The organism is Ruegeria sp. AD2(2025) (assembly GCF_056542385.1).
This window is the reverse complement of sequence record NZ_JBQFZS010000008.1, coordinates 156,851-171,901: the sequence shown is the minus strand read 5'-3', so window position 1 is coordinate 171,901 and position 15,051 is coordinate 156,851. Positions and strand designations below refer to the sequence as shown.

General features: G+C 58.6%; 15 protein-coding genes. 10 read left to right on the top strand and 5 right to left on the bottom strand.

The features are described from left to right. Positions 1-2 precede the first annotated feature (2 nt). The 8 genes from ACR1XV_RS16165 to ACR1XV_RS16130 all read left to right on the top strand — a co-directional run bounded on the left by ACR1XV_RS16165 (position 3) and on the right by ACR1XV_RS16130 (position 8,472). Positions 3-887, top strand: a complete 885-nt coding sequence (locus tag ACR1XV_RS16165) for a glycosyltransferase family 2 protein (protein ID WP_480533161.1) — start codon at positions 3-5, stop codon at positions 885-887. Then, complete coding sequence (galE, locus tag ACR1XV_RS16160; RefSeq protein WP_480533159.1) at positions 884-1,906, top strand: UDP-glucose 4-epimerase GalE; 1,023 nt, start codon at positions 884-886, stop codon at positions 1,904-1,906. Before ACR1XV_RS16165 ends, galE begins: the two co-directional genes overlap by 4 nt. After that, entirely contained in the window at positions 1,907-3,370 is a 1,464-nt protein-coding gene (locus ACR1XV_RS16155) for a UbiA family prenyltransferase (RefSeq protein WP_480533157.1), read from the top strand. It begins immediately after the preceding gene. Beyond that, on the top strand, positions 3,367-3,792 hold the full coding sequence (locus tag ACR1XV_RS16150) for a GtrA family protein (protein WP_480533155.1): 426 nt from the start codon (positions 3,367-3,369) through the stop codon (positions 3,790-3,792). Before ACR1XV_RS16155 ends, ACR1XV_RS16150 begins: the two co-directional genes overlap by 4 nt. Further along, complete coding sequence (locus ACR1XV_RS16145) at positions 3,789-5,114, top strand: FAD-binding oxidoreductase (RefSeq protein WP_480533153.1); 1,326 nt, start codon at positions 3,789-3,791, stop codon at positions 5,112-5,114. Before ACR1XV_RS16150 ends, ACR1XV_RS16145 begins: the two co-directional genes overlap by 4 nt. Continuing rightward, complete coding sequence (locus ACR1XV_RS16140) at positions 5,111-5,848, top strand: SDR family oxidoreductase (RefSeq protein WP_480533151.1); 738 nt, start codon at positions 5,111-5,113, stop codon at positions 5,846-5,848. Before ACR1XV_RS16145 ends, ACR1XV_RS16140 begins: the two co-directional genes overlap by 4 nt. A gap of 88 nt (positions 5,849-5,936) precedes the next feature. Next, positions 5,937-7,403: a hypothetical protein gene (locus ACR1XV_RS16135; protein ID WP_480533149.1), complete on the top strand. Its 1,467-nt coding sequence runs from the start codon at positions 5,937-5,939 to the stop codon at positions 7,401-7,403. A gap of 376 nt (positions 7,404-7,779) precedes the next feature. Next, positions 7,780-8,472, top strand: a complete 693-nt coding sequence (locus tag ACR1XV_RS16130) for a sugar transferase (protein ID WP_480533147.1) — start codon at positions 7,780-7,782, stop codon at positions 8,470-8,472. A 63-nt stretch (positions 8,473-8,535) separates the two neighbouring features. On the opposite strand, the gene ACR1XV_RS16125 is transcribed toward ACR1XV_RS16130, so the two are convergent. Continuing rightward, on the bottom strand, positions 8,536-9,756 hold the full coding sequence (locus ACR1XV_RS16125) for a glycosyltransferase (protein WP_480533146.1): 1,221 nt from the start codon (positions 9,754-9,756) through the stop codon (positions 8,536-8,538). A gap of 142 nt (positions 9,757-9,898) precedes the next feature. On the opposite strand from ACR1XV_RS16125, the gene ACR1XV_RS16120 reads away from it, so the two are divergent. Beyond that, positions 9,899-10,861 carry a hypothetical protein gene (locus ACR1XV_RS16120; protein ID WP_480533145.1) on the top strand — a complete coding sequence of 321 codons (963 nt, stop codon included), beginning with the start codon at positions 9,899-9,901 and terminating at the stop codon, positions 10,859-10,861. A 15-nt stretch (positions 10,862-10,876) separates the two neighbouring features. On the opposite strand, the gene rfbA is transcribed toward ACR1XV_RS16120, so the two are convergent. From rfbA to rfbC, 4 genes are read right to left on the bottom strand one after another with little or no spacing between them, the layout of a single operon-like run. Then, a complete protein-coding gene (gene rfbA, locus ACR1XV_RS16115) occupies positions 10,877-11,752 on the bottom strand; it encodes a glucose-1-phosphate thymidylyltransferase RfbA (protein ID WP_480533143.1) in 876 nt (291 codons plus the stop codon). After that, complete coding sequence (gene rfbD, locus ACR1XV_RS16110; RefSeq protein WP_480533141.1) at positions 11,749-12,600, bottom strand: dTDP-4-dehydrorhamnose reductase; 852 nt, start codon at positions 12,598-12,600, stop codon at positions 11,749-11,751. The genes rfbA and rfbD overlap by 4 nt, the downstream gene beginning before the upstream one ends. Then, the gene (gene rfbB / locus ACR1XV_RS16105; protein WP_480533139.1) at positions 12,597-13,640 is read right to left on the bottom strand and encodes a dTDP-glucose 4,6-dehydratase; all 1,044 of its coding nucleotides are present in this window, start codon (positions 13,638-13,640) and stop codon (positions 12,597-12,599) included. The genes rfbD and rfbB overlap by 4 nt, the downstream gene beginning before the upstream one ends. Before the next feature lie 3 nt (positions 13,641-13,643). Next, a complete protein-coding gene (rfbC, locus tag ACR1XV_RS16100) occupies positions 13,644-14,204 on the bottom strand; it encodes a dTDP-4-dehydrorhamnose 3,5-epimerase (RefSeq protein ID WP_480533137.1) in 561 nt (186 codons plus the stop codon). Between the two features lie 541 nt (positions 14,205-14,745). On the opposite strand from rfbC, the gene ACR1XV_RS16095 reads away from it, so the two are divergent. Further along, complete coding sequence (locus ACR1XV_RS16095; RefSeq protein WP_480533135.1) at positions 14,746-14,955, top strand: hypothetical protein; 210 nt, start codon at positions 14,746-14,748, stop codon at positions 14,953-14,955. Positions 14,956-15,051 lie beyond the last annotated feature (96 nt).

Here is a 15,051-nt window from a genome sequence, read left to right as displayed (position 1 = left end):
CCATGCCGGACGAAAAGATCATACTGTCCGGCGCCAGTTGGGACGATGCTGATCCCACAAGCATCCTGAGCGTGAACATCGCCGCGCATAACGAAGAGAACTATATCGGGGACTGTCTGAACTCCCTTGTTCAACAGGACAACGCCGCTGGCCGTATCGAGGTTGTGGTTGCGGCAAATGCCTGCACCGACCGGACAGCCGAAATCGTGTCAGGTTTCAAAGGCCAGTTCGAAGGCCGCAACTGGCGGTTGGTGCTGCTGAACATCAGCGAACCCGGCAAACCCAACGCCTTCAATCAGGGAGACAAGGTGAAGACTGGCGCGGCCACGATCTATCTGGATGCAGATGTCCGATGCGATCCCGACCTACTGGGACAGCTGCGGAAGGCGCTGAACGAGACCAGACCACTTTATGCCACAGGCAAATTGCAGGTTGCCCCGGCGCGAACATGGATCACGCGGCGGTATTCCGATTTCTGGGTCCGGCTACCGTTCGTTCGGGGCGGTGCGGTCGGGGCGGGTCTCTTTTCGGTCAACGCCGCCGGGCGCCAACGCTGGGGGCAGTTCCCCTCGATCATCTCGGACGACACGTTTGTTCGGCTGAATTTCGCCCCAGACGAAAGGGTCGAAGTGCCCGCACGCTATCACTGGCCCATGGTCGAAGGGCTGCGAAACCTGATCCGCGTCCGGCGGCGTCAGGATGCCGGTGTCGAGGAAATTCGGCGGCTGTATCCGGATCTCGCGGACAACGACAACAAACAACCTCTGACCCCGACCGGCCTGTTGCGTCTGGTCTGTCAGGCCCCGCTCAGCTTTGCGGTTTATTCCGCGCTGCACCTTCTGGTGCGGCTGGGGCCGGGAAATTCGGAATGGGCGCGGGGCAGATGAACCAAACCGCAGACAAAATCAGGCGCATTCTGCTGACGGGTGGCGCGGGTTTCATCGGCTCGCACACCTATGTCGCGCTGGCCGAGGCGGGTTATGAGGTCTCGATCCTCGACAATTTCGAGAACGCGCGCCGCGACGTTCCTGACCGGCTGGCGCAGATCACCGGCGCACCGGCACAGGTCTATGATTGCGATATCGGGAATACCGATGAAGTGTCGCGTGTCTTTGCCGATCAGGCCTTCGATGCGGTGGTCCATTTCGCCGCCCTGAAAAGCGTGCCGGAAAGCCAGGCAAACCCGATGGGGTATTTTGAGACCAATTGCGTTGGCCTTTACAATATCGCCGCAGCAATGAATGCGCATGGCGTCAGCCGCATCGTCTTCTCATCAAGCGCGGCAATCTACGGCAACCCAGAAACCATGCCGATTGTCGAAGATACGCCCGCCTCTCCGCAAAGTTTCTATGCCCAGACAAAACGCATAGGCGAAGATTTCCTGACCGGTCTGGCCAGCGCGGACCCGGCGCTGAAACTTGGCATTTTGCGCTATTTCAATCCGGTCGGGGCGCACCCCTCGGGCTTGATCGGCGAGGACCCCAGCCAGAAGCCAACCAATCTTGTTCCGGTCATCGCCCGCGTCGCCATGGGTCAAATGGATGAGCTGATGATTTTTGGCGGAGATTATCCCACACCGGATGGAACCGGCATCCGGGACTATATCCACGTTCAGGATCTGGCCCGGGGGCATGTGCTGTCACTTGATGCATTATTCGGCGATCAGGGCAGTCACTGTGTCAATCTGGGGACAGGCCGAGGGTACAGTGTGCTGGACGTAGTCAAAACCTATGAACGGGTCTGCGGACGGCCTATTCCTTATACCATCACGGATCGCCGGGCCGGAGATCCTGCGGTTTCCTGTGCGGCGACCGCGCAGGCAGGGACGGTGCTGGGCTTTGAGGCTCAGTTGGGCCTTGAAGAAATGTGCGCCGGAAACTGGCACTTCCTGAAGGAGGCGAAATAGATGACTGATCAGGCTGTTTTGTCCGAAACAGAGGCCCTAAAGGTTGCCGACCCCGTTCTGGTGGTCGATCTGGACGGGACACTGATTGCCTCGGATATGCTGCACGAGACCTTCTGGGCTTCGCTGTCTCTGGACTGGACGACACTTTTCCGGGCCCCAATGGCGCTGTTGCAGGGGCGGGCGGCCCTGAAATCCGTCCTGCAGGACACAGCTCGGGTGCAGGTCGATGCGCTGCCCTACAATCAACCTGTGATCGATTACATCAAATCCTGGCGCGAAAGCGGGCGGCAGGCCGTTCTGGTGACCGCTTCGGATCAGCGCATTGCGGATCAGATCGCTGCCCATGTCGGGTTGTTCGACGAGGTATATGGCTCTGACGGTACTCTGAACCTCAAAGGTGAGAACAAGGCCCGGTTTCTTGAACAGAAATACGGGACCAACGGCTTCGCCTATATGGGTGACAGCGCCGCCGATCTGGCGGTCTGGAACAAGGCCGCAAAGGCGATCACCGTGAACGCTCGGCCCGCGATCCGAAACAAGCTGAGCAAACTGGAATGTGAGGTCGAGCATCTGGTCGCGCCGAATGTCTCTCGCAAAGCCTATCTCAAGGCCCTGAGGCCGCATCAATGGCTGAAGAACGTTCTTGTCTTCTTGCCGATGATCGCCGCGCATAATTTTGCGCCGGGTACTCTGATGAACAGCCTGCTGGCGTTCCTGTCCTTCAGCCTGATCGCCTCAAGCGTCTATGTGGTGAACGATCTGCTGGACCTGAAGGCCGATCGCGCCCATCCGCGCAAACGGAACCGGCCGTTCGCTTCTGGGGCCATTCCGGTGTCGCACGGGGTCTGGATGGCATCGGGGCTATTGCTGGGGGGGTTCTTACTGGCGGCGCTGACCAATCTGGCCTTCATCGGGATCATGCTGGTCTATTTTGCAATCACGACCGCCTATTCCGTTTCGCTTAAACGCAAGCTGATCGTGGATGTCTGCACGCTGGCAGGGCTTTATACAATCCGGATCATCGCGGGCGGTGTCGCGACAAGTATCGAGCTGTCGGTCTGGCTGCTGGCCTTCTCGATCTTCCTGTTCTTCTCGCTGGCTGCGGTTAAACGGCAGGCCGAACTGGTGGACAGCGCAAAACGCGGCAAGCTGGGCGCGTCGGGGCGCGGATACCATGTCGATGATCTGCCGGTTATGACGCAGATGGCGGTCGCGGCGGGATATCTCTCGGTTCTGGTTCTGGCACTCTATCTCAACTCGCCCGCCGTGGTTGCTCTTTATGCCTGGCCTACGGTGCTTTGGGGGATTTGCCCGATCCTGCTGTACTGGATCAGCCGGGTCATCATGATCACCCATCGGGGCCAGATGCACGACGATCCGATCGTCTTTGCGGCGCGCGACCGCAACAGCCAGATCTGTTTTGCGCTGGTTGCCGCGCTTGCACTGGGGGGATCGGTGTTGTGAGTCTTCGATCGCTGGTCCTGCGCTATGCGTTGTTCGCCGTTCTGGCGACGGTGGCGAATTTGGGCGCGCAAAGACTTGTGTTCGGCGCTTTGGGCGACAGCGCCCTGATCCCCGCGATTCTGGTCGGCACGACCGTGGGGCTGGTTCTGAAATACGTCTTGGACAAGCGCTGGATTTTCTATGATCTGGGCACCGGTGTCTCGGACCATAGCCGAAAATTCTCGGCCTATACCGCGATGGGAATCGTCACTACCGCGATCTTCTGGGGGATGGAGACCGCCTTCTGGCTGATCTGGCACACCGACCTCATGCGCGAGACCGGTGCGGTTATAGGTCTGGCGATCGGCTATATCGTGAAATTCAATCTGGATCGCCGGTTTGTGTTCACCGATTCCACGCTTTCGATCGGAGCGTCGCGATGAAACTATCCGGCTGGGGAAAATACCCGGTGGTCGATTGCCAGCTCAGCCGCCCGCGAGACGACCGGGAACTGATCGCAGCGATCAGCAAATCCGGCGCCATCGCCCGCGGCAACGGAAGGTCCTATGGCGACAGCGCGCTGAGCCGAACCAACACGCTGGATATGCGCCGGTTCAATCATATGTTGTCGTTCGACCCCGAAACCGGGCAACTGGTCGCGGAAGCGGGCGTTTTGCTGTCGGACGTCATCACCGCCTTTCTGCCCCGAGGATGGTTTCCCACGGTCACGCCCGGCACCCGGTTTGTGACTTTGGGTGGCATGGCCGCCGCCGACGTACACGGCAAGAACCACCATATCGACGGCTCGTTCGGAAACTGTGTCGACTGGCTGGACCTTGCCGGGCCCGATGGGACCGTCACGCGATGCTCTCGCACCGAGAACCCTGAGCTGTTCGACTGGACCATCGGGGGCATGGGTCTGACCGGCGTCATTCTACGCATTGCCTTCCGGCTGCGCCCGGTCGAGACTGGCTGGATTCGGCAGACGACACATGCGGCGCAAAACCTCGACGCCGCGATCGACCTTTTCGAAGCTTCGCTCGACGCCACCTATTCAGTCGCCTGGATCGACTGCCTGAGCAGCGGGGACTCACTTGGCCGGTCGCTCGTGATGCTGGGCGAACATGCATCGCTGGCTGAATTGCCGGACAAACAGCGCAAAGCGCCCTTTCCCTCCGTCGCGCGGCAAAGGCTGGGCGTGCCCTTCAACCTGCCAGGATTTTGCCTGAACCGATACTCGGTGCGCGCCTTCAATGACCTCTATTACTGGAACGGCAAGCGCGGCGAGCCGATCAGCTATGTGAACTGGAACAGCTATTTCTACCCGCTGGATGCGATCCTCGACTGGAACCGGATCTACGGGCGCAGAGGCTTTGCGCAGTTTCAATGCGTCCTGCCGATGGATACGGCACGGTCGGGCCTACATGACATGCTGAACGAGATATCGGCCTCGGGGCGCGGCTCGTTTCTGGCGGTGCTGAAACGGTTTGGCCAGCAGGACAGCCGGTTCTCGTTCCCGATGGAAGGGTACACCCTGGCGCTGGACTTTCCGATGTCCGACACCTCGGCCAAGCTGATCCGAGAGCTTGGACAGATGACTGCTGAGAATGGCGGGCGGATTTATCTGGCAAAGGACAGCATGATGGATGCGCAGGCTGTGCGCGCGACCGATGCGGCCCGCGTCGATGCGTTTGAACAGATGAGACAGAATAGCGGGGCAGCACAGCGCTTTGCCTCGGTGCAATCAGAAAGGCTGAAACTATGAGCAATGGCCCGGTGCTGATTCTTGGTGCGCGCTCGGATATCGCGCTTGCCGTCGCGCATGAGCTGGCCGCGTCCGGCCATCCGATACAGCTTGCGGCGCGCAACGCGCAGACGCTTCAGGCTGAAAAAGACGATCTGGAACTCCGATATCAGGTTCCGGTGTCGCTGCACGATTTCGACGTTCTCGATCTCGGGCATCATGCCGTCTTTGTTGACGGTTTGCCGGAATTGCCGGACATCGCCGTCTGCGCGATCGGCGTGCTGGGCAATCAGGAAGACGACGAACAGGACATCGCAGCAGCAGCGCAGGTGATGCGCGCCAATTTCGAGGGTCCGGCCAGTATCCTCGCCCTGTTGGCAAACAGGTTCGAGCACCGCGGCGCGGGCGTGCTGGTCGGCATCAGCTCGGTCGCGGGTGAGAGGGGACGCGCGACCAATTACATCTACGGGTCCGCCAAGGCCGGATTCACCGCCTACCTTTCGGGGCTGCGCAACCGGCTGGCCAAACAGGGTGTCCACGTCGTCACTGTTCTGCCCGGCTTTGTCGACACAAAGATGACCGAGGATCTGGACCTGCCAGAGAAACTGACCGCGCAACCGACCGAGGTCGCTTCGGCCATCGGGCGCGCCATACGGAAGCGGAAGAATACAATTTATGTCAAACCCATTTGGGCAGTGGTGATGACAGTGATAAAGTGCATTCCCGAAGCCCTGTTCAAAAGGCTGCGTATCTGAACCCACCCAACCAAAGCACCGCCGTAATCTTTTAGATCCCAACCGACCCAGACCTGGTCCCCGAACCGCCACCTGAGACAGACCATCAATGCCCAACGTGTTCGCCTATTTTGTTCTGTTTTCGTGGCCGGTGATGGTCGTGATCCTGTTCAAGATGTTTGACCGAACCCGGGCAATCGTAATTTCGATTGTGGGCGGCTATCTGTTTCTGCCGCTGGTTGCCGGTTTTGACCTTCCGCTCTTGCCGACCTTTGACAAGGCGCTGATACCGGCCCTCAGCGCGATCATTATGTGTTTGCTGATCAAAGACGGCAGCCCCCAAACCGCCGGGTATCGCCAGAAACTGCCCCCGTCGCCCGACTATTCTGCCAGCGGTCGCGCAATACTGATCGTGTTGTTGCTGATCCTCGGGGTCGGCATATTCGGCTCGGTCCTGGTCAACCAGGAAGCTTTGATCTTTGGCCCCGCCTATCTGCGTCCCATGCGAATCTACGACGCTTTTTCGATTGCGATGGACACGATCGTGATGCTTCTGCCCTTCTACCTGGGATGGCGATATCTTTCGACCAAGGCGGACCATCAGACGATGCTCGGCCTTCTGGCGGTTGCAGGGCTGATATACAGCCTTCCCACCCTTTTCGAAGTCAGGATGAGCCCGCAGCTCAACATCTGGTTTTACGGGTTCTTCCCTCACGCTTTTGACCAGCACATAAGAGGCAGCGGCTTCAGACCCATTGTCTTTCTGCAACACGGATTGATGGTCGGCATCTTCTTTTCAATGGCGACACTGGCTGGTGCCGCGATGTTGCGAAGTCAGAAGCTCGCCGCGTCAAACACACTGATCTGGTCTTTAAGTCTGCTCTGGTTGCTTATGACGCTGGTCTTCGTCAAGTCGCTTGGCGCGCTGATCATCACAGTGCTGCTGCTGCCTCTGGTGCTTTTCGGAACCAGCCGCTGGATCATGCGCGCAGCGGCGGTCATTGCTCTGATCGTACTCACCTACCCGATGTTGCGGGCTCTGGATTGGGTCCCGGTCAACGAGGTCACCAGCATCGCCCGTGAAATCGACCCCGAGCGTGCGTCGTCGTTCGATACCCGCGTCAGAAACGAAGACATCCTGCTGGACCGGGCTCAGGAAAAACCATGGTTCGGCTGGGGCGGATGGGCCCGAAACCGGGTCTATGACCCGGTAACCGGACTCGATCTTGTAATTGTCGATGGACAGTGGATCATCTTCATCGGCTATTATGGCTGGCTTGGCTACATCGCACGGTTCGGGATACTGACCTTCCCCCTGCTGCTAATGATGACCCGGGGACGCAAGCGATCTATCCCTCTGGTCACAAGTGGCCTCGCCCTTGTGATGGCAGCAAATCTCATCGACCTGATCCCCAATTCGGCCCTGACGCCGCTGACCTGGCTGATTGGCGGATCGCTTGCCGGCTATGTCACCAACAAGCGTCCCGCAGCTGATCCGACAGACGGCGTCGGCCGTACTGCAACCGGCGTTCAGCACCCGCCACCGCCCAAGCACATCCGCAAGTCCAGAGCCTGACGCCCCAGCAGAGGATCCTCAGACGATTCTAGGGAGACCAACAAGCCGAAAGCTGAGGGACTGACGCCGATAACCTTGAGTGGTACAATAAATATGATAACAACCTATCCGATACTGCCTTGCCTTATTAAGAAACAATACCGTTAGTTTAACCGGACTTAATCCGAATTAAGGCAAAAATTCAGCATTACTGTGGCACAGGTGATTTGTGGAGTTCGTTAAGATAGTGTAAACATGTGGAGTGGAAGAGGTTGCCGCTACGTCGGCCATGTGTGTCTTTTCCATGTTGTGACTGAGTTCAGAGACCAATTTGAGGCCTCTTGAAGTGCGTTGAAATAGTGAAGCCGTATTTTGGCTTGGTTTGAAAGTTAAGAAGATGACGATTCAGGATACGAGTATTCCCGGTAAGTGCCAGCAACAACAGGTTGCCCGTCATACCGATAACGTTTCCACCGAACCGACTCAGCTGTACCGCAAGGTTTTCAAGCGCCTGATGGATGTGGCTTTTGTCCTTCTTGCGTTGCCGATCGTTTTGCCGATCGTGGTTGTTCTGGCGGTGTGCATTGCAGTTGATGGGGGTAATCCTTTCTATGGCCAGCGCCGCATTGGCAAAGACGGCCGGGTCTTCACGATGTGGAAGCTGCGCAGCATGGTGCCAAATGCAGATGTTTTGCTGGAAGACTATCTGGCCAGAAACACGCTGGCCCGGCTTGAGTGGCAGGAGACGCAAAAGCTGAAGGACGATCCCCGGATCACCCCCTTCGGACAGGTTCTGCGCAAGACATCGCTCGATGAACTGCCCCAGCTATGGAACGTTCTGATCGGGGAAATGAGCCTCGTGGGTCCGCGTCCGATGATGCCCGAGCAGCGGGAGCTGTACCCGGGTCAGGCCTATTTCTCGCTGCGCCCCGGGCTGACCGGTTCGTGGCAGGTGTCCGAGCGCAACGCGAGCACATTCGCCAGCCGCGCCGAGTTTGACACCAGCTATGCCGAAGACCTGACCCTGCGGACCGATCTGGGCATTCTGTATGCAACTGTTGGTGTGGTCGTCCGGGCGACCGGATACTGATCCACCGCCAATCACATAACCCATTCAGGACGCCGGGCTCGCCGCCCGGCGTTTTCTTTGCGTTCAAAGAAACTGGCGGATCACGTCGCTGCGATGTTTGAAGACATGCTCGTCGTCAAAGTCGGCACCATCTCGGGCTGCGTCCGCAATCATACGACCCAGTGCGGCGCGATCGCTGTTCAGATCGCGCACCGCCCCTTCAAGCGCAGCGACATCGTTCAGGGGGACAAGCCGCCCGGCTTTGTGTTGCGAGATAAGGTCTCTGGCAAAGGCGCCGTCATATCCAACAATCGGCGTGCCCGACACCAACGCCTCGATCAGACATCGCGGCGACTCGGGCGATTTGTGGCAGAACAAGAAGATATCCGCTTTACGCAAAGCCTCAAGAACCGCGCCGCGGTCACGGAGGAAACCGGGAAATGACACGCTGCCCTCCAGACCTTTTTCGGTAACGCGTGCCTTCATGCCTTCAAGATCGGTTCCCTCACCGAACCAGGTCGCCTGAAAGCTGATGCCGGATTGGTTCAAACCGCTCAGCACATCCACCCAGTCGAACCCGCCTTTCATCGGATCGGCACGTCCGACATAGACAATCTGCAGCGGCCCACTCTGCGCCTGTTCGGCTTTTGCTGCGACCTGTTCCGGCGAAATGTGCTCAGACTTCTTGATGTGAATATCGTGCACCATCTGTGGGTTAGAGCAATAGGGCGAATAGGTGTCGAATGTCTCGCGGCCGTGGAAAAGCCCAAGTTCGGCTCGCCGGATCAGGAACCGTTCAAGATGCGCCATCGGCCTGTGGGTCAGATGGGCCAGCATCCGCCTGCGCCATCGCCCGGTATGCGCCGTGCGGCGCACCACTTCGGATTCGACCCGATCTGTCCAGACAGCATAAGGACGTCCCATCCGATGCGCCTGATAACAGGCGACCGAGCCCCAGTCGCCGAACAGGCCGCCGATTGAAAAGGATAGATAGTCGGCCTGAGCGATCTTCTTGCGGATCAGATCACGGGTCTTGCGGTAATGACGCGCAAACTGGTCCGGACGGTACGCCATGGGCAACGGCACCAGATCGACCCGTTGCAACGCCGGGCCGACCCGTTCGATCGGACACCAGCTTTGCGGTGGCTGCCCGGGATCAACCGGATACAATCCGATCACGCGCTCAAAATTCTCGGCCCAAAGACGCAGCCCGTTGCAGGCCTGATCCTCTAGAAGAAAGCCGGAAGACCCCCGAAACAGCGGAACCGGAGCATAGATCATCAGTGTCTTCTTGTCGTTACTCATCAACAGATTCACCTACTGTTTCCCATTTGGAATGCCGGTTTCGAAATGCTTTGTCACGATGGCGCGGCACACCTATATGTTACAGGATATTGCCATCGCGATACGCCAAAATTGTGACGCATAAAAAACGAGTTAGCTGCCCATGTTCAAGAGTTTCAAGCGTGTTCTTTCCCCCGGACTTCTTCTACTGCTGGCGGCTTGTGGCAGCCTGACCAAATGCGGTGGACCAAAGCCGATCGAGAAATCCGAGTTCGAAGAACTCTATCGCGTACCGGCCCCAAGCCCGACAACAGCGCAGAACGTCTTTCACATCGGGCACAGCCTTGTTGGCCGTAACATGCCGGCGATGCTGGCTCAGTTGGCGGGGGACGGGCATTCCTATGACAGCCAGCTGGGCTGGGGCACAGCCTTGAAGGCCCATTGGGAACCCGATGAGCCGATAAACGGTTTCGATGTCGAAAATGACCACCCCCGATATCGGGATGCACATGAGGGCGTGGACTCGGGCCAGTACGATGCGCTGGTCGTCACTGAAATGGTCGAAATCCGGGATGCGATCAAATACTTTGACAGCGGCGACTACCTGCACCGCTGGGCTAAGGCCGCTTGGGATGCGAACCCGGAAACCCGCGTGTTTCTCTATGAAACGTGGCATCCTCTTGATCACAAGGAAGGCTGGCTGAACCGGATTGATCTGGATCTGGGCCGCTATTGGGAAACCGAACTTCTGCGTCGTGCCCTGGCATATGACGACATGCCCAACCCCATCTATGTGATCCCCGCCGGGCAGGTATTTGCCCGCTTTGTCCGCGAAGTCGAAAACCGCGGCGGCATCGGGCCCATTCAGCGGCGCGAAGACTTGTTCCTAAAGGCCGAGGATGGCACGCAGGACAACATCCACTACAACGATCTGGGTGCCTATCTGGTTGCGCTGACGCATTACGCGGTACTTTACCAGCAATCGCCGCTGGGCTTGCCCCATCTGCTGAAGCGGGCAGATGGTTCCGACGCGGACGATCCCGGCGCCGAGGCTGCCCGGGTCATGCAAGAGGTGGTCTGGGATGTGGTCACCAGCTACGCCCCGACGGGGGTGCCCCAGCAGTAAACAAGCGCGTGCCGGTCAGCCACCGACCAGATTTGCCAGATAGCGGCCATAGCCGTTCTTGGCCAGCAGTCTGGCACGTTCGGTCAGATCCGCGGCGGTGATCCAGCCTTTCAGAAACCCGATCTCTTCCAGACAGCCTGTCTGCAAGCCCTGACGTTCTTGTAGGGTGCGGACAAAATTGCCGGCATCCAGAAGGCTGCCATGCGTTCCGGTATCCAGCCAGGCATATCCCCGCCCCATCTTGAGCAGGTTCAGCTGTTCCTCGGCCAGATATTGTTCCAGCAGGCTGGTGATCTCAAGCTCTCCGCGGTCCGATGGCGCAACCTTGCGCGCACGTTCCGGGGCCGACCCGTCCAGAAAATACAGGCCCGTGACCGCATAGTTCGACGGCGGGGTCTCAGGTTTCTCGATGATCGCCCGCACCCGGTCCTGCGCATCGAAATCGACAACGCCGTAACGCTGCGGATCGTTCACGTGATAGCCGAACACCGTTGCCGCCTGCGGTGACTGATCCGCCCGTGCCAGCAATTCGGGCAGGCCGTGGCCAAAGAAGATGTTGTCACCCAAGACCATCGCACTTGGTGCACCGGCCAGAAAATCCTCGGCCAGAATATACGCCTGCGCCAGACCGTCGGGGCTGGGCTGAACGATGTAAGTCAGCGAAACGCCCCATTGGCTGCCATCTCCTAGCGCGCGCATGAACTGATCCTGATCCTGCGGCGTGGTAATGATGCAAATGTCCCGGATGTCGCTCAGCATCAGCACACTGATCGGATAGTAGATCATCGGCTTGTCATAGATCGGCAATAGCTGTTTCGAGACCCCTTCGGTAATAGGATACAGCCGTGTGCCCGAGCCGCCTGCCAGTATGATGCCTTTGCGCTGTGTCACGGCGAATGTCCTTCTAGCTCTGATAGGATGCTGGCCAGTCCCTGCCGCCAGTCAGGTTGCGAAATGAAAAAATCACGCGCTGTATCAGCGCAATCCAGGCGAGAATTCTGGGGTCGTTGCGCCGCTGTCGGATAATCGGACCCCGAAATATCCGTGACCGCACAGGTCAGACCGGCCTGCCGGAAAATCTCGCGCGCAAAATCGGCCCAGCTGACGGCTGGTGCGCCAGCATAGTGATAAATGCCACGCTTGCCCCGGTCCTCGCACATCCGGAGTGCGATCTGATGGCAGGCGCGGGCCAGATCTCGCGCCGGCGTCGGGCCGCCAATCTGGTCGGCAACCACGTTCAAGCTGTCGCGCTCGGCCCCAAGGCGCAGCATGGTCTTCACAAAGTTATTGCCATGCGCCGATACGACCCACGAGGTCCGCAGCATCACCCACTGGGCGCTCGTGCCAGCCACGGCCTGCTCACCCGCCAGCTTTGACCGCCCATAGGCACCCAACGGGGCGGGGTCGTCCGTCGGTGCCCACGGTGCCTGACCCGTGCCGTCAAAGACATAATCCGTCGAGACCCCGACGAATGGGATACCAAGATCGGCACAGGCCTGCGCCATGGCTTGGGGGGCGCGGGCGTTGATCGTTGTGGCCAGCCCCTCTTCCTCTTCCGCCTGATCTACCGCGGTGTATGCCGCGGCGTTGATCACCGCGGCAGGCCGTCTCTGAGCGATCGCAGCCGCGCAGCTTTCAGGGACTGACAGGTCAGCGACGTCGCGCGACAGACACTCTGTATCTGGCAGCATCCGCAACTCGCGCGCCAGCTGACCCGATGACCCGAAGACAAGGATCACGCGCCAACCCCCAGCCGACCGCCGACATTGTGGCGATCCAACAAAGCGCGCCACCAGTTTTCGTTGTCCAGATACCACTGCACCGTCCGGCGCAGCCCTTCCTCGAGCGTGACCGAAGGCTGCCAGCCAAGCTCGTCGCGGATGCGCGAGGCGTCGATGGCATAGCGTGCGTCGTGCCCGGGACGGTCGGGAACGAATGTAATCTGATCCGCGTAGCGACCCTGCGAACGCGGGCGCAGCTCGTCAAGAATAGCGCAAAGCATGTGAACAAGATCCAAATTGGACCGCTCGTTATTGCCGCCGATATTGTAGGACCGGCCCACCTGCCCCTTCTCGGCAACCAGCAGCAAGGCATCGGCGTGATCCTCGACAAACAACCAGTCGCGGACATTTGCACCGTCGCCATAGATGGGCAGAGGCTCGCCAGCCAAAGCGTTCAGGATGATCACCGGGATCAGTTTTTCCGGGAAATGAAACGGGCCATAGTTGTTGCTGCAATTGGTCAGCACGACCGGCAAGCCATAGGTTTCGTTCCATGCCCGCACCAGATGGTCCGAGGCCGCCTTGGACGCAGAATAGGGGCTGCGCGGATCATAGGGCGTATTCTCGGTAAACAGGCCCGTCGGGCCAAGACTGCCGAACACTTCATCGGTCGAGATATGATGGAAGCGAAAACGCTCGGGCTTGCCCCGTTCGCTCCAGTGTTTCCGGGCGGCCTCGAGCAAGATGTAGGTGCCGGTGATATTTGTATCGACAAATGTGCCGGGGCCATCGATCGACCGGTCCACATGGCTTTCGGCTGCCAGATGCATGACAACGTCGGGCCTGTGTTCCGCCAGCGCCCCATTCATCGCATCCCGGTCGCGGATATCGGCCTGAATAAAACGATAATTCGGGTGCAGCGCGACGTTTGCAACATTTTCGGGACAGGCTGCATAGGTCAGCGCATCGATATTCACCACCTCATACCCGCGCGCAATCGCCAGACGCACAACCGCCGAGCCAATAAATCCTGCGCCGCCCGTTACCACCAGCCTCATGGTTTATCCTTCCCAGACGAACGGGCTGTCGAAATCGGCCAGCCCCGACGCAGCCCGGTCCTTGTCCGACAATACCGGCGGCCCGGAAAGCCCCCAGTCGATCCCGATATCGGGATCATCAAACCGGATCGCACCATCGCAGTCGGGCGCATAATAGTCGCTGCATTTATAGCAGATCTCGGTGTCCGGCGCATGAGTCACAAAGCCGTGCAAAAAGCCCTTGGGGATCAGCATCTGACGACCGTTTTCCGCGCTCAACTCTGCCCCGAACCAGTGGCCGAAGGTCGGGCTGCCTTTGCGGATATCCACGGCCACATCAAACAGAGCCCCGCGCGCGCACCGCACCAATTTGTCCTGCGCATGAGGTGGGGATTGGTAATGCAACCCCCGCAACGTTCCCGCCAAGTGTGACAGCGAATGGTTGTCCTGAACAAACGTCACATCGATCCCGTGTTCCTGCAGTCGGGCCTGATTCCAGCTTTCACTGAAATAACCGCGATCATCCTCAAAGCGGGCTGGTGTCAGGATCAGGATGCCTGCCAGTGGTGTGACCTCCACCTTCATATTTCAGACCTTTCTTGTCGGCCCGGCCACCATCCAATCTGCAGACCGCGCGCACTCGTAACAAACAACCAAACTCGCCCATACACATGCAGAAGCGCCACGAGCGCCCTGGGGTCATCCAATCTTTTCAACACTATACAGATACTCTGGCAAAAATGAACTTCATGTGGCGGAACAGTCAACAATACCGGCATCTTACAAGGAAAATTGGTAAAAGAATGACGGCGCCGCGCCAAGGTGAAATAAAACGCAACCTTCCCATCCCGCTGCTCGACGTCAGGGCCATCCGCTCAACGTCCCATCTGCCCGCGTCCTGATACAAGCTGGCGTCAGAGAGTTACTCTTCCTATACGTGTTTCTCTAGTACGCATCATAAGATAAACCCGTAGAACCTCACACCCGAACATCGGCAGAGACTTGCCGGACACCGGCGAGGTTTTGCGCCTCTTCGATGCTGAACGCGCTACCCCTGTCGCAGTCCGACGTTCTATGTCTTTATGGCAAAATGCCCAATCCGAGGCATCGAATCAGGAACAGGCCCGTGATTGGCGCGCTCATCATTTCAATCTGCTTTGGCCTTCTGGCCAGCATTGCCATTCTGGCAATGGGCCTTGGCCTTTGGGTTGCTTTGGCAGCATATTCAATTACCGGTATGGTTGTATTTCTTGTCGTGCTGTTCAGGCAACGCCTGCTGACCAGCATCAAAGCGGTCTTACCGACCGCCACAATCTCAAGCGCCGAGAAACGCTGAATCCGGCATTTGCGCGGCGCAATCTCTCTAGCAGTCAGGAAAACGGGCTCCGAAATCCTCGGAGCCCGCAAAACACCATCCAGTGTGCAGGTCCAC

Excerpts from the sequence above, each read along its gene's own strand:
- ACR1XV_RS16165 (WP_480533161.1), top strand. The coding sequence starts at position 3 with ATGCCGGACGAAAAGATCATACTGTCCGGCGCCAGTTGGGACGATGCT.
- galE (WP_480533159.1), top strand. The coding sequence starts at position 884 with ATGAACCAAACCGCAGACAAAATCAGGCGCATTCTGCTGACGGGTGGC.
- ACR1XV_RS16155 (WP_480533157.1), top strand. The coding sequence starts at position 1,907 with ATGACTGATCAGGCTGTTTTGTCCGAAACAGAGGCCCTAAAGGTTGCC.
- ACR1XV_RS16145 (WP_480533153.1), top strand. The coding sequence starts at position 3,789 with ATGAAACTATCCGGCTGGGGAAAATACCCGGTGGTCGATTGCCAGCTC.
- ACR1XV_RS16140 (WP_480533151.1), top strand. The coding sequence starts at position 5,111 with ATGAGCAATGGCCCGGTGCTGATTCTTGGTGCGCGCTCGGATATCGCG.
- ACR1XV_RS16135 (WP_480533149.1), top strand. The coding sequence starts at position 5,937 with ATGCCCAACGTGTTCGCCTATTTTGTTCTGTTTTCGTGGCCGGTGATG.
- ACR1XV_RS16130 (WP_480533147.1), top strand. The coding sequence starts at position 7,780 with ATGACGATTCAGGATACGAGTATTCCCGGTAAGTGCCAGCAACAACAG.
- ACR1XV_RS16125 (WP_480533146.1), bottom strand. The coding sequence starts at position 9,756 with ATGAGTAACGACAAGAAGACACTGATGATCTATGCTCCGGTTCCGCTG.
- ACR1XV_RS16120 (WP_480533145.1), top strand. The coding sequence starts at position 9,899 with ATGTTCAAGAGTTTCAAGCGTGTTCTTTCCCCCGGACTTCTTCTACTG.
- rfbB (WP_480533139.1), bottom strand. The coding sequence starts at position 13,640 with ATGAGGCTGGTGGTAACGGGCGGCGCAGGATTTATTGGCTCGGCGGTT.
- rfbC (WP_480533137.1), bottom strand. The coding sequence starts at position 14,204 with ATGAAGGTGGAGGTCACACCACTGGCAGGCATCCTGATCCTGACACCA.